Source organism: Lysobacter sp. HA18 (assembly GCF_054057595.1).
On record NZ_JBSRZL010000001.1, the window covers coordinates 125,483 to 138,553 of the forward strand.

Annotated in this window: 12 protein-coding genes; 8 read left to right on the forward strand and 4 right to left on the reverse strand. The window is 68.3% G+C overall.

Features of this window, described 5'->3' with window-relative positions:
* The first annotated feature begins 84 nt into the window (after positions 1–84).
* The 3 genes from ACVWWW_RS00540 to zapE all read left to right on the forward strand — a co-directional run bounded on the left by ACVWWW_RS00540 (position 85) and on the right by zapE (position 2,463).
* Complete coding sequence (locus tag ACVWWW_RS00540) at positions 85–600, forward strand: c-type cytochrome (protein WP_027083717.1); 516 nt, start codon at positions 85–87, stop codon at positions 598–600.
* 77 nt (positions 601–677) lie between these two features.
* Positions 678–1,376 carry an alpha/beta hydrolase gene (locus ACVWWW_RS00545; RefSeq protein WP_027083716.1) on the forward strand — a complete coding sequence of 233 codons (699 nt, stop codon included), beginning with the start codon at positions 678–680 and terminating at the stop codon, positions 1,374–1,376.
* Positions 1,369–2,463 carry a cell division protein ZapE gene (zapE, locus tag ACVWWW_RS00550; RefSeq protein ID WP_027083715.1) on the forward strand — a complete coding sequence of 365 codons (1,095 nt, stop codon included), beginning with the start codon at positions 1,369–1,371 and terminating at the stop codon, positions 2,461–2,463. The genes ACVWWW_RS00545 and zapE overlap by 8 nt, the downstream gene beginning before the upstream one ends.
* A 21-nt stretch (positions 2,464–2,484) precedes the next feature.
* On the opposite strand, the gene ACVWWW_RS00555 is transcribed toward zapE, so the two are convergent.
* Positions 2,485–2,685 (reverse strand): hypothetical protein, encoded by a 201-nt coding sequence (locus ACVWWW_RS00555; RefSeq protein WP_027083714.1) that lies wholly within the window; start codon positions 2,683–2,685, stop codon positions 2,485–2,487.
* Between the two features lie 249 nt (positions 2,686–2,934).
* On the opposite strand from ACVWWW_RS00555, the gene ACVWWW_RS00560 reads away from it, so the two are divergent.
* On the forward strand, positions 2,935–4,965 hold the full coding sequence (locus ACVWWW_RS00560; RefSeq protein WP_051235382.1) for a TonB-dependent receptor: 2,031 nt from the start codon (positions 2,935–2,937) through the stop codon (positions 4,963–4,965).
* On the opposite strand, the gene ACVWWW_RS00565 is transcribed toward ACVWWW_RS00560, so the two are convergent.
* Together ACVWWW_RS00565 and ACVWWW_RS00570 are read right to left on the reverse strand one after the other, a co-directional pair.
* Positions 4,962–6,488, reverse strand: a complete 1,527-nt coding sequence (locus ACVWWW_RS00565; protein ID WP_456998609.1) for a hybrid sensor histidine kinase/response regulator — start codon at positions 6,486–6,488, stop codon at positions 4,962–4,964. The two genes, ACVWWW_RS00560 and ACVWWW_RS00565, sit on opposite strands and share 4 nt — an antisense overlap.
* Positions 6,455–7,327 carry an alpha/beta fold hydrolase gene (locus ACVWWW_RS00570; RefSeq protein ID WP_456998610.1) on the reverse strand — a complete coding sequence of 291 codons (873 nt, stop codon included), beginning with the start codon at positions 7,325–7,327 and terminating at the stop codon, positions 6,455–6,457. The genes ACVWWW_RS00565 and ACVWWW_RS00570 overlap by 34 nt, the downstream gene beginning before the upstream one ends.
* A gap of 129 nt (positions 7,328–7,456) precedes the next feature.
* Between ACVWWW_RS00570 and ACVWWW_RS00575 the strand changes: the two genes are divergently transcribed.
* Both ACVWWW_RS00575 and fghA read left to right on the forward strand, forming a co-directional pair.
* The gene (locus ACVWWW_RS00575; protein WP_027083710.1) at positions 7,457–8,566 is read left to right on the forward strand and encodes an S-(hydroxymethyl)glutathione dehydrogenase/class III alcohol dehydrogenase; all 1,110 of its coding nucleotides are present in this window, start codon (positions 7,457–7,459) and stop codon (positions 8,564–8,566) included.
* A complete protein-coding gene (fghA, locus tag ACVWWW_RS00580) occupies positions 8,566–9,396 on the forward strand; it encodes an S-formylglutathione hydrolase (RefSeq protein ID WP_027083709.1) in 831 nt (276 codons plus the stop codon). The genes ACVWWW_RS00575 and fghA overlap by 1 nt, the downstream gene beginning before the upstream one ends.
* 49 nt (positions 9,397–9,445) lie before the next feature.
* Here the strand turns inward: fghA and ACVWWW_RS00585 are convergent, their stop codons facing one another.
* Entirely contained in the window at positions 9,446–10,786 is a 1,341-nt protein-coding gene (locus ACVWWW_RS00585) for an APC family permease (protein WP_196804392.1), read from the reverse strand.
* Between the two features lie 113 nt (positions 10,787–10,899).
* Here ACVWWW_RS00585 and ACVWWW_RS00590 point away from each other — a divergent pair, with 113 nt between their 5' ends.
* The gene (locus ACVWWW_RS00590) at positions 10,900–12,210 is read left to right on the forward strand and encodes an amidohydrolase (RefSeq protein WP_027083707.1); all 1,311 of its coding nucleotides are present in this window, start codon (positions 10,900–10,902) and stop codon (positions 12,208–12,210) included.
* Positions 12,207–13,019 (forward strand): NADPH-dependent 7-cyano-7-deazaguanine reductase QueF, encoded by an 813-nt coding sequence (gene queF / locus ACVWWW_RS00595; RefSeq protein ID WP_027083706.1) that lies wholly within the window; start codon positions 12,207–12,209, stop codon positions 13,017–13,019. The genes ACVWWW_RS00590 and queF overlap by 4 nt, the downstream gene beginning before the upstream one ends.
* Positions 13,020–13,071 lie beyond the last annotated feature (52 nt).

A 13,071-nucleotide genomic window follows, 5' to 3' on the forward strand; every position in this document is an offset into this window, starting at 1 on the left:
TGCCCGGTGGCGCCGCTATGCGTGCGTCCACCGTCCCGACCCAATTCGGCTCCCGCGCGCCCGCACGCGCGCACAAGGTGGATCGTGCGCAATTACGACCTGGTGTTCCTCAAGAAATTCTCGATGGTGATCGGCTTCCTGTTGCTGATCATGCTGAGCCTCATCGGCGCGGCCATGTACATCAACAGCTCGCTGCCGCATGACCGCGATCCGTCGGTCGTGCGCATCACCGAAGACCGCATCGCGCCGATGGGCTCGGTCTACGCGGGCCAGACCGGTGCCGCGCAGCAGGCCGCCGCGGCTGCGGCCGCCGCTGCCGCCGCGTCGTCGCAGGTCGCCTACGGCGGCACCAAGGACGGCTCGGTGATCTTCGGCAACCTGTGCTCGGGCTGCCACGGATCGGGCGCCGGCGGCGCACCGACGCTGGACCACGCGCATTGGGACGCGCGTCTCGCCAAGGGCAAGGACACGCTGCACAAGCACGCGATCGAAGGTTTCCAGGGCGCGGCAGGCGTGATGCCGGCCAAGGGCGGCAACCCGGCGCTGACCGACGAGCAGGTCATGGCCACCGTCGACTGGATGCTCGGCAACCTCAAGTAAGGCGTTCCGCCTTCCGCCACGACGCCGCCTCCGGGCGGCGTCGTCGTTTCCACGCCCCGCCGCGTAGGCTGCAGCGCATGCCGAATCCCGCATTTCCCGACGCGCCCGCCGGTGGCGTCGTCCCCGTGATGCTCGACGGCCCCGCCGGGCCGATCGAAGCCGTGGTCGACACGCCCGAGGCCGGCGTCGCCGTGCGCGACGTGGTCGCCGTCGTCTGCCATCCGCTGTCCACCGAAGGCGGCAGCCTGAGCAACAAGGTGGTGACGATGGCCGCGCGCGCGCTGCGCGAGCTCGGCGTCACCACCGTGCGCTTCAACTTCCGCAGCGTCGGCAAGAGTGCGGGCGTGTTCGACGACGGCATCGGCGAATCCGACGACCTGCGTGCGGTGGTCGACTGGGTGCGTCGCGAGAAACCCGGCGCGTCGCTGTGGCTGGGCGGTTTCAGCTTCGGCAGCTTCGTGTCGCTGCGCATGGCCGACGAGCTGCAGCCCGACCTGCTGTTCTCGATCGCGCCGCCCGCCGGGCGCAGCTGGGACTTCGAGAACATGGGCCTCTACACCGGCCCGTGGTTCGTCATCCAGGGCGAGGCCGACGAGATCGTCGAGCCGCAGCGCGTCTACGACTGGGTCGCGCGACTGTCCGAACTGCGCACGCCGCCGACGCTGCTGCGCATGCCCGGCGCCAGCCATTTCTTCCACGGCAAGCTCATGGACCTGCGCCAGGCGATGAAGGACGGCGTGGCCGCCGCGCTGCCGGGTTTCGACGCCCATGGCTGAGCCGGTCCGCACGCCCTCGCAGCTGTATGCCGACGGCGTGGCGCGGGGCGACTGGCAATACGACGTCGCGCAGCAGCCCGCGCTCGCCGAGCTCGACCGCCTGCACGCCGCGCTGCTCGATCCGCCGAAGCTCGGCCTGTTCGACCGCCTGCAGGGCAAGCGCCCGCCGGCGCCGCAGGGCCTGTATCTCTGGGGCGGCGTCGGTCGCGGCAAGACGTTCCTGATCGACCTGTTCTACGCATCGCTGCCGTTCGCCGAAAAGCAGCGCACGCACTTCCACCGCTTCATGCGCGAGATCCACGACGCGCTGCGTCGGCATGCGGGCGCCAGCGATCCGCTCGCGATCATCGCGAAGGAATGGCGCGCGACGCTGCGCGTTCTGGTGCTCGACGAGTTCTTCGTCAACGACATCGGCGACGCCATGCTGCTCGGCCGCCTGCTCGATCGCCTGTTCGCCGAAGGCGTCGCGCTGGTCACCAGCTCGAACACCGAACCGGCCAACCTCTACAAGGACGGCCTGCAGCGCGACCGCTTCCTGCCGGCGATCCGCCTGCTCGAAGCGAACACGAAGGTTCTGTATCTCGACAGCGTTACCGACTACCGCCTGCGCGCACTGACCAAGTCGCCGGTCTACCGCGCTCCGCTCGATGGCGAATCCGATGCGTGGCTCGCGACGCGCTGGCAGGAACTGTGCGGGCAAGCGCCGGTCGCGCACGGGCCGCTGCATGTCGAAGGCCGCGAGATCCCGGTGCGCACCTGCCTCGACGGCCACGTCTGGTTCGACTTCGCGGTGATCTGCGAAGGCCCGCGCGCGGCGAGTGATTACATCGAGATCGCGACCGAGCACCACAGCATCTTCGTCGGCGGCATTCCGAAACTCGACGACACCCGTGCCGACGCCGCGCGCCGTTTCGTGCACCTGATCGACGAGCTCTACGACCGCCACGTCAACCTGGTCTGCACCGCCGATGGCGCACCGACCGAGCTCTATCGCGGCGACAAGCTGTCCGGCGCGTTCGAGCGCACGGCGTCGCGCCTGATCGAGATGCAGTCGGCGGAATACCTCGCGCTCGAGCACCGCGGCTAGGCGGTGCCCGGCGCGTCGGCGTCAGTGCGCGGTGCGCTTCTTGCCGCGGGTGACGATGTCCTCGTCGACCCAACCCAGCGCGGCGTCGTCATCGTCCCAGCCATCGGCGTAGTTGGTACGGCGGAAGTCGTCGAGCTCCAGCCGCGCGATCACGCGGGTGCGGACCGGCGCAGCAGTGCGGGACGTTTCGGCGACATCGGCAGGCTTCAGCATCGCATTCATGGCGCACTCCCCTTCGTTGGTGAGCCGACGCTAGCCAGCGCGTTTTCAAACGTTTGTGAAGACGGACGTGCACGTCGCGCGTCGCGCAGCTGGCGTTCAGCGTCGAAGCGCCGCGTGTAGATCGCCGTCACGCAAACCGTCGCGCGGCTCATTACTCTTCGCGCCGTGATCCGACCTGCCCCGCTTTGCCTGCTCGCCTTCGTCGGCGCTGCGCAGGCCCAAACCGCCGCCCCTTCCACCGACCCCGCGATGCTCGATCGCGTGCAGGTCATCGCCACGCGCGCGCCGCGTGCGATCGACAAGACGCCCGCCGCGGTGAGCGTGGTCGAAGGCGATGCGCTCAATACCTCCGGCCACGGCGCGACGCTGGCCGAGAAGCTCGTCGGCGTGCCCGGCGTTCTGGCGCGCACGCGACAGAACTGGGCGCAGGACGAACAGATCTCGATCCGCGGCTTCGGCACGCGCGCGAGTTTCGGCATCCGCAGCGTGCGTCTGTATGTCGACGGCATCCCCGCGACGATGCCGGACGGACAAGGCCAGGTCTCGCACTTCCCGCTCGGCGACGCGCAGCGCATCGAAGTGCTGCGCGGGCCGTTCGCCGCGCTGTACGGCAATGGCGCGGGCGGCGTGGTGCAGCTCACCACCGCCGACGGCGGCGAACCCGATCGCGTCGGCGTGGACGCATCGATCGGCAGCTTCGATACGTGGCGACTTGGCGCGAATGCGCGCGGCGCGGCAGGCGATCTCGACTACGGAGTGGGCGCGTCGCACTTCAGCACCGGCGGCTGGCGCGAGCACAGCCGCGCGCGTCGCGAATCGATCGACGCCAAGCTCGGCATGCCGCTCGCCGGCGGTCATCTCACCCTCGTCGGTAACGCGTTCGATTCGCCCGACACCGAGGACCCGCAGGGCCTCACGCGCGAACAGGCCGAGGTCGATCCGCGGCAGGCGAGCCCGAGCGCGCTCACCTTCGACACGCGCAAGAGCGCGCGACAGGTGCAGCTCGGCGCGGTGTTCGAACGTTCGCTGGGTGCGGGCGAACTTCGCCTGCTCGGCTACGGCGGGCATCGTCGCGTCGAACAGGTGCAGTCGACGCCGCCATCCGCACAACGCAGTCCGCTGAGCGCGGGCGGCTGGATCGATCTCGATTCGCCGTACGCCGGCATCGATGCACGCATGACCTGGCATCGGGGCCTCGCCGCGCGTCCGCTCGACGTGGTGCTCGGCCTCGACGTCGAACAGCAACGCCAGGATCGTCGCGGCTACGAGAACTTCGTCGGCAGCACGCTCGGCGTGCGCGGCACATTGCGCCAGCAGCAGGCCGACCGCGTGCGCAACGTGGATCCTTACGTGCAGGCGACGTGGGATCTCACGCCGACGTGGAGCATCAGCGGCGGCGTGCGCGCGAGCCGGGTGACGTTCGATTCGCGCGATGCCTACATCACCGCGACCAATCCCGACGACAGCGGCCGCGTGACGTATTCGGCGACGTCGCCGGTGATCGGCGTGACGTGGACGCCATCGCACGCATGGTCGATGTACGCATCTGCCGGGCGCGGCTTCGAAACACCGACCTTCAACGAACTCGGTTATCGCAGCGACGGCGGCAGCGGCCTGAACTTCCTGCTGCGGCCGATGCGCATGCGCAATGCGGAAGTCGGCGCGCGCGTCGATACGCATGGCGTGCGTGGCGAAGTCGCATTGTTCGACAGCGACACGCGCGACGAACTCGTCGTCAATACCAGCAGCGGTGGGCGCACCACGTTCCGCAATGCGGGGCCGACGCGACGTCGCGGTATCGAAGCATCGCTGTCATTGCCGCTGGCCGAGCGCCTGAAACTCGACCTTTCGGGCACGTGGCTCGACGCCGAATTCCGCTCCGACATCGCCGCTTGCGAGGGCACGGCATGCCGCGCGCCGGTCGCGATCGTGCCGGCGGGAACGCCACTGCCGGGCGTACCTCATGCCGAAGGTGTGATCGCACTGCGTTACGGCGGCGACACCGGTTTCACCGCGATGCTCGATACGCAGCACGTCAGCGGCGTCACCGCGACCACCGCCGGCGACGTGCGCACTGGCGGCTATACGGTGATGGACGCGAGCATCGGCTGGCGCGTGCAGCGCGACCACGACCACGGCCGCGTGTTCGCCGGCATCGCCAACCTGCTCGACCGTCGCTACATCGGCTCGGTGATCGTCAACGAGGCGAACGCGCGCTACTTCGAACCAGGCGCGGGCCGCGCGCTGACGCTCGGCGTCGAATGGAACTGGGGCGATTAGCCGGACGTTGCAGTCGCCGGCTGCACGGTGGCGAGCACGTCCATCAGGCGATCGAATTCCACCGGCTTGACCAGGTGATGACCGAAGCCCGCCGCGCGCGACAACGCGCGATCGTGCGCCTGCCCGTAGCCCGACAATGCGATGTACACAGCCTGGCCGTGGCCGCGTTCGCGTAGCGTCGTCGCCAATTCGTAGCCGGTCATGTCCGGCAGCCCGATGTCGAGCACGCACGCATCGAAACCGCGTTCGCAGAGCACCAGCGCGTCGGCTGCAGTGAGGGCGACGTACGGCACGTGCCCGAGCACTTGCAGCACGTCGGCAAGCGTGCGCGCGGCGTCTTCGTTGTCGTCGACGATCAGCAATCGCAGTGCACGCGCTGACGTCGCGTCCGACGCGGGGTTAGCCAACGCCGCCGGCTCCGGCATACGTGCGCAGGGCAGGCGCACGGTGAACCGGCTGCCCTGATTCGGGCCATCGCTGCGGGCTTCGACGGTGCCGCCGTGCAGCTGCACGAGGCTGCGCACCAGCGACAGGCCGATGCCCAACCCGCCTTGCGCGCGGTCGGGCGTGCGCTCGGCCTGCGCGAACAGATCGAACACATGCGGCAGCAGCGATGCATCGATGCCGATGCCGTTGTCCGTCACGCCGATCTCCACCATGTCGTCGAGGGCGGCGACCTCGAGGCGGATGACACCGCACTGCGGCGTGTACTTCGCGGCGTTGTTGAGCAGATTGGCGATGACCTGCACGAGCCGCGTGCGGTCGCCTTCCACCGCGAGGTCCTGCCGCAACACCGATTCCAGCCGATGCTGGCGCGACTCCAGCAACGGGCGCGCCTGCTCGATCGCCGCTTCGACGATGGCTGCGGCCTCGTGCGGTGCGCGTTCGATCTCGATCAGCCCGCGCGTAACCCGCGACACGTCGAGCAGGTCGTCGACCAGATGCGTGAGGTGCGCGGCCTGCCGCGCGATCATCTCGCCGAGCGAGTGCAGGCGTTCGGGGTCGTCGCTCATGCGCATCAGCTGCGCGGCGGTGCTGATCGGCGCGAGCGGATTGCGCAGCTCGTGCGCGAGCATGGCGAGGAACTCGTCCTTGCGGCGGTCGGCGCGTTCGAGCTCTTCCTTGACTTCACGCTGGCGCGCGGCGAGGTCTTCGGCACGCTTGCGCGCGAGCATCAGTTCGCGTTCGTAGGCGTGGCGATCCTTCGCGATGAACACGGCGATCTCGTCCTGCCACGTGTCGCCTCGTGCGCGACGCACCGCGTTGACCACGATCGGGATGCGCTCGCCGTCAGCGCGACGCAGTTCGAGCTTCACTTCCGAGATCGAGCCCTGCATCTGCAGCAGCGGCGCGAAATGCGTCTGGTGGAAGATGCGCCCGCCGATGGTGAGCAGGTCGGGGAAGCGCATGCCGGACAATGCGTCGGGCTCGAGCCCGGCCCAGCGACAGAACGTGCGATTCGCACGCAGCACGCGGCCGTCGTGGTCGGTCAGCAGCAGTCCGCAGGGCGCCTCGTCGTACAACGATTCCGCGGCTGGTTCGTCACGCAGGCTTCACGGGCCAGCCGGAGCGATTCGAGGAACTCGTCCATCGCGTCGATGCTTTCGGCCGGCGCGCTCAGGTGCGGGCAATGGCCGACGTTGCGGATGATCCGCATCGTGCCCTTAGGCAACGTGCGTTCCAGATATTCGCCGACGGCGACCGGCGCGATGATGTCGTCGCTGCATTGCAGGACCAGCGTCGGCACCTGCAGTTTCGACAGGTCGGCGCGGTTGTCCGACAGGAAGGTGACGCGCGCGAAGTGCTTGGCGATCTCGGGATCGGTGCGGCAGAAGCTGTTGGTCAGTTCTTCGGCGAGTTGCGGCTGCTCCGGCGCACCCATGATCGCTGGCGCCATGGTGCTGGCCCAGCCGAGGTAATTGCTGTCGAGCGTTTCCAGCAGGCCGTCGATGTCCGCGCGTTCGAAGCCGCCGACGTAGTCGCCATCGTTGACGTAGCACGGCGACGGGCCCAGCCAGATCTGCGCGGCGAACAGCTCGGGTGCCTTCAGGCCTGCCAAGAGGCCGATCATGCCGCTCACCGAATGGCCGACGAACACGACCGGGCCGCGCGCGCTCGCACGGATGACGTCGACCAGATCATCGGCGTGGCCGTGCAGGCTGCCGTGGCGGTCGTAGTCGTATGACGGCAGGTGCGAGCGGCCGCTGCCGAGCAGGTCGTAGGTCACCGCGCGGTAGCGCTCGGCGTAATGCGGTGCAACGAACCGCCACATGCTCTGGTCGCAGCCGAAGCCGTGCGCAAACACCAGTGTCGGTTCGCCGTCCCCGTGGGCGGTGACATGGTGACGGTCGGTGACGTGCATGGGCTTGCCCGGTTCGCGAAGCGCGGTATTGCACGCTCGCGGGGGTGACGGAACCGTTAAACGGACACGGCCGTGGCATTGGCGCGCGACCGCTTTACGATGCGTGTCCTCGTGTTCGGAGCCCCGCCGATGAAGTCCCGTGCCGCCGTCGCGTTCGCCGCGGGCGAACCGCTGAAGATCGTCGAGATCGACGTCGAACCGCCGCGCGCCGGCGAGGTGCTGGTGCGCATCACGCACACCGGCGTCTGCCACACCGATGCGTTCACGCTGTCGGGCGAAGACCCGGAAGGCCTGTTTCCCGTCGTGCTCGGCCATGAAGGCGCGGGCATCGTGGTGGAAGTCGGCGAAGGCGTGACTTCGGTAAAACCCTGCGACCACGTCATCCCGCTGTACACCGCCGAATGCGGCGAGTGCCTGTTCTGCAAGTCGAACAAGACCAACCTGTGCGTCGCCGTGCGCGCCACGCAGGGCAAGGGCGTCATGCCGGACGGCACGTCGCGGTTCTCGTACGAGGGCCAGCCGCTGTATCACTACATGGGCTGCAGCACCTTCAGCGAATACACGGTGGTGGCGGAGGTGTCGCTGGCGAAGGTCGACGCGAACGCGAACCCCGAACACGTTTGCCTGCTCGGTTGCGGCGTCACCACCGGCATCGGCGCGGTCCACAACACGGCGAAGGTGCAGCCCGGCGATTCGGTCGCGGTGTTCGGCCTCGGCGGTATCGGGCTCGCGGTGATCCAGGGCGCGCGGCAGGCGAAGGCGGGTCGCATCGTCGCGATCGACACCAATCCGTCGAAGTTCGAGATGGCGAAGCAGTTCGGCGCGACGGACTTCGTCAACCCGAAGGATTTCGACAAACCCGTGCAGCAGGTGATCGTCGAGATGACCGGCTGGGGCGTCGACCATTCGTTCGAATGCATCGGCAACGTCGAGGTGATGCGCGCGGCGCTCGAATGCGCGCACCGCGGCTGGGGCCAGAGCGTGATCATCGGCGTGGCCGGCGCCGGCCAGGAAATCCGCACGCGGCCGTTCCAGCTGGTGACCGGTCGCAAATGGATGGGCACCGCGTTCGGTGGCGTCAAAGGACGCAGCCAGTTGCCGGGCATGGTGCAGGCGGCGATGTGCGGCGACATCGAACTCGCGCCGTTCGTTACGCATACGATGCCGCTCGACGACATCAACAGCGCCTTCGACCTGATGCATGCGGGCGAGTCGATTCGCAGCGTGGTGCATTTCTGATGCAGCGCATCGAATCGCATGCGTGCTTCGGTGGCGTGCAGACGGTGTGGCAGCATCGCTCCGATGCGCTGGACTGCGACATGCGCTTGGCGGTCTACCTGCCGCCGCAGGCGTCGCGTCAGGCATGTCCGGTGCTGTATTGGCTGTCGGGCCTGACCTGCACCGAACAGAACTTCATCACCAAGTCGGGCGCGCAGCGTTACGCGGCGGAGCACGGCCTGATCCTCGTCGCGCCGGACACCAGCCCGCGCGGGGCGGGCATTCCGGATGCGGAGGGCTACGACCTCGGCATCGGCGCGGGCTTCTATCTCGACGCGACTCAAGCGCCGTGGGATTCGCACTACCGGATGCACGACTACGTGGTTCGCGAGCTTCCCTCATTGATCGAAGCGAACTTCCCGACCACCGACGCACGCGCGATCAGCGGGCATTCGATGGGTGGGCATGGCGCGCTTGTCATCGCGCTGCGGAATCCGGGCCGCTACCGCAGCGTGTCGGCGTTCTCGCCGATCGTCGCGCCGTCGCAGGTGCCGTGGGGCGAGAAGGCGTTCACCGCCTACCTCGGTGACGATCGCGACGCATGGCGCGCATGCGATGCGTGCGAACTCGTCGCCGATGCACGCGAGCGCCTGCCGTTGCTGGTCGACCAGGGCGAGGCCGACGAATTCCTCACGACGCAGCTGCGTCCGGAACTCTTGCGCGCGGCCTGCGACGCGGCAGGCCATCCGCTCGACCTGCGCATGCGCGCCGGCTACGACCACAGCTACTACTTCATCGCGACGTACATCGGCGAGCACATCGCGCACCACTCGACCGCGTTGAACGCGTAGCCGCGAATGCGGTCGGGTCGCGCGCGGCAACCCGACCGCTACATCCGGATTACGGTGCCGGTACGTGCACGCGCCGGCGCATCAGGTGCAGCACGCCGTAGACCAGCACCAGCACGCCCAGCGACACGGCGATCGCGCGCCATTCTTCGGGCTTCAGCGTGGTGCAGATCGCCGCCATGATCGCGAAACCGACGATCGGCATCAGTGCGCCGCCCGGCATGCGGAACGGCGCACCGCGTTCGGCGACACCGCGGCGCTGCAACTGCCACGCGCCCAGCGCGACCGCCGCGTACACCAGGCAGATCGCGCCACCCGACACCGCGGCGAGGCCGTCGAACGAACCGCGCACGGCGAGGAAGCAGGCGAGTCCGGCATGCGTGATCAGGCCGAGCAGCGGCACGCGGAACCGCGGGCTGGCGCGGCCGTAGACCGCGGGCAGGTAGCCGTCGCGGCCCAGCGCGAACAACAGTCGCGACGAGCCCAACAGGTTGCCGAGCAGGAAGCCGGCCATAGATACGCAGGCGGTCGCGAGCAGCAGCGTGCGGCCCGTGCTGAAGATCTTTCCGGCGGTGTCGGCGATCGGCACGGCGCTGGTCGCCAACCCGCTGCCGAGTACGCCCTGGCCGACGATCTGCAGGCCGAGGTAGAGCGCGACGACGATGAGGATGGCGACGATGGTCGCGCGCGGCACTGTCTTCGCCGGGTCGTCGAATTCGCCCGACGGCACCAGCGCGGTTTCGAGTCCCGAGTACGCGAACATCACCAGCACCAGCGAACCGCCAAGCGCGGCCAGCGACGGCACGTCGCCGGGGTTGAAGCTGATCTGGCTCCAGTCCACGAACGGCAGGCCGATCAGCACCAGCATCACCAGCGGTGCGAGCTTGATGCCCGCCAATGTCGCCACCGCACGCGAGCCCAGTTTCACGCCGAACGCATTGAGCAGGAACAGCGACACGTAAGTGCCGATGATCAGTGCACTACGCGCAAACGGCTCGCTCATCGACGGTGCGAGATTCGCGACCTGCTGCGAGAACGACGCGGCCACCGCGGCGCTGGACGCGACGTGACTGATCCACATCAACGCGCCGGCGACGAAGCCCACGAACGGGCCGAACGCGACGGACAGGTAGGTGTACGGCCCGCCGGTCGCGTGCGTGCGGCTGCCCGCCGCGGCGAAGCACAAGGCGATGGGAATGATCGCGAACGCGCCGACGATCAGCGACAACGGCGCGGCGATTCCGACGTCGGTCGCGAGCGCACCGGGCATGCGGAAGATGCCACCGCCGATCGTGGAGTTGACGATCGCGGCCGCGAGCACGAGCGTGCCGATGGCGCGAACGAGCGCGGCGTCGCCCTGCAACGGGCGTGGGGAAGGCGGGGTCGAGGACACGGTCAGTCCGATGAATGGAATCCGTGCCGAGCGTCGCACGCCAAGCGCTTTTTTGCAGCCGGGGCGCTGGAACTCTGGAGTAGCATCGACGGCCCGTTTTCCGGATGCCGCGCATGCGCCTCGCCCTGCTGACCACTGCACTCGCCGCGACCCTCGCGACCGCGACCGCCCACGCCGCGGTGCGCCCCGAGGTGGACGCTGCCGCGAAGGCCGTGCAGGCGCAGGTGGTGAGCTGGCGTCGCGACTTCCACGAGCATCCCGAACTGTCCAACCGCGAGGAGCGCACGGCGAAGGTCGTCGCCGACGCGCTGCGCAAGATGGGCCTGACGCCGCGCACGGGCATCGCGCACCACGGCGTGGTCGCGATCATCCAGGGCGGCAAGCCGGGGCCGAAGCTCGCGTTGCGTGCCGACATGGACGCACTGCCGGTCACCGAACGCGTCGACCTGCCGTTCGCCTCGAAGGTCACCACCACCTTCAATGGCCAGACGACGGGCGTGATGCACGCCTGCGGCCACGACGCGCACACCGCGATGCTGCTCGGCATCGCGCAGTCACTGGTGAAGATGCGCGCGCAGTTGCCGGGCCAGGTGATGCTGATCTTCCAGCCCAGCGAGGAAGGCGCGCCGGTCGGCGAGGAAGGCGGCGCATCGCTGATGCTCAAGGAAGGCCTGTTCAAGGACTTCAAGCCCGACGCCGTGTTCGGCATGCACGTGTTCTCGACCGTGCAGGTCGGGCAGATCGCGGTGCGCAGCGGGCCGGAGATGGCGGCGAGCGATCGCTTCAACATCACCGTGCACGGCCGACAGACGCATGGTTCGCGGCCGTGGGGCGGCATCGACCCGATCGTGACCGCGAGCGAGATCGTGACCAGCAGCCAGAGCATCGTCGCGCGCCGTACCGACGTTGCGAAGCTGCCGGTGGTGGTCAGCTTCGGCGCGATCAATGGCGGCATCCGCTACAACATCATTCCCGATGAAGTGAAGATGATCGGCACCATCCGCACCTTCGACGAAGGCATGCGCCAGAAGGTGTTCGCCGATCTGAAGAACGTCGCCGAGCATGTCGCCGCGGCAAACGGCGCGACCGTCGAAGCGAACGTGCCGGACACGCAGGGCAATCCGGTGACCTACAACGATCCGTCGCTGACGCAGAAGATGCTGCCGAGCCTGAAAGCCGCGGTGGGCGATGCGAACGTCATCGAGCCGCCGCTGCAGATGGGCGCCGAGGATTTCTCGTACTTCGCGAAGGAAGTGCCGGGGCTGTTCTTCTTCGTCGGCTCGACCAGCGAAGGCATCGACCCGCAGACCGCGCCCGGCAACCACTCGCCGGAGTTCAAGCTGGACGAGCAGTCGCTCGACGTCGGCCTGCGCGCGATGCTGCAGGCGACGCTCGACTACCTCGACGGTACGAAGGGCGCATGAGCGACGCGTCGATCCCGCTGGGTCGCCACGTCGACTATCCGTCGACGTACGACGCGTCGCTGCTGTTTCCCATCGCGCGTTCGCAGGGCCGCGATGAGATCGGTGTCGCCGAGCCGCTGCCGTTCACCGGCCACGATCGCTGGCATGCGTATGAGCTGTCGTGGCTGGATGCGCGCGGCAAGCCGCATGTCGCCACCGCCACCATCTGCGTGCCGGCGAGCACGCCGCACCTGATCGAATCGAAGTCGCTCAAGCTCTATCTCAACTCGTTCAACGGCACCACGTTCACCGGTTACGACGACGTGCGTTCGCGCATCACGCAGGATCTTTCGCGCGCGGCGGGTGGCGTGGTGTCCGTCTCGTTCGGCTTGCCGCCCGTCGATCGTCCCGGCCCCGCGGTGCTGCTCGATAACATCGAAACCGACATCGCGCATTACGGCCCCCCGGACGCGTCGCTGCTCGCGCTGGATGCATCGCGTGGCGAGGTCGAGGAAACACTGACCAGCGAACTGCTGAAGTCGAACTGCCCGGTGACGGGCCAGCCGGACTGGGCGCGCGTCACCATTGCCTATCGCGGCCCGGCGCTCGACCAGGCCAGCGTGCTGCGCTACGTCATCTCGTTCCGCGACCACTGCGAATTCCACGAGCAGTGCGTCGAGCGCATCTGGACGGACATCGCCGCGCTCGCCAAGCCGTCGATGCTCTCGGTCGAAGCGCGCTACACGCGACGTGGCGGGCTCGACATCAATCCCTGGCGTGCAACGCCGGGTACGCCGGCGCCGACCGCCGCGCGAGACGAGCGGCAGTAAGCAAGCGACAGTTCACGGCGAACTGCCGCTGCCTTAACAACACGGATGCGAC

Excerpts from the sequence above, each read along its gene's own strand:
- queF (WP_027083706.1), top strand. The coding sequence starts at position 12,207 with ATGAGCGACGCGTCGATCCCGCTGGGTCGCCACGTCGACTATCCGTCG.
- ACVWWW_RS00555 (WP_027083714.1), bottom strand. The coding sequence starts at position 2,685 with ATGAATGCGATGCTGAAGCCTGCCGATGTCGCCGAAACGTCCCGCACT.
- ACVWWW_RS00575 (WP_027083710.1), top strand. The coding sequence starts at position 7,457 with ATGAAGTCCCGTGCCGCCGTCGCGTTCGCCGCGGGCGAACCGCTGAAG.
- ACVWWW_RS00570 (WP_456998610.1), bottom strand. The coding sequence starts at position 7,327 with ATGCACGTCACCGACCGTCACCATGTCACCGCCCACGGGGACGGCGAA.
- zapE (WP_027083715.1), top strand. The coding sequence starts at position 1,369 with ATGGCTGAGCCGGTCCGCACGCCCTCGCAGCTGTATGCCGACGGCGTG.
- ACVWWW_RS00590 (WP_027083707.1), top strand. The coding sequence starts at position 10,900 with ATGCGCCTCGCCCTGCTGACCACTGCACTCGCCGCGACCCTCGCGACC.
- fghA (WP_027083709.1), top strand. The coding sequence starts at position 8,566 with ATGCAGCGCATCGAATCGCATGCGTGCTTCGGTGGCGTGCAGACGGTG.
- ACVWWW_RS00560 (WP_051235382.1), top strand. The coding sequence starts at position 2,935 with ATGCTCGATCGCGTGCAGGTCATCGCCACGCGCGCGCCGCGTGCGATC.
- ACVWWW_RS00545 (WP_027083716.1), top strand. The coding sequence starts at position 678 with ATGCCGAATCCCGCATTTCCCGACGCGCCCGCCGGTGGCGTCGTCCCC.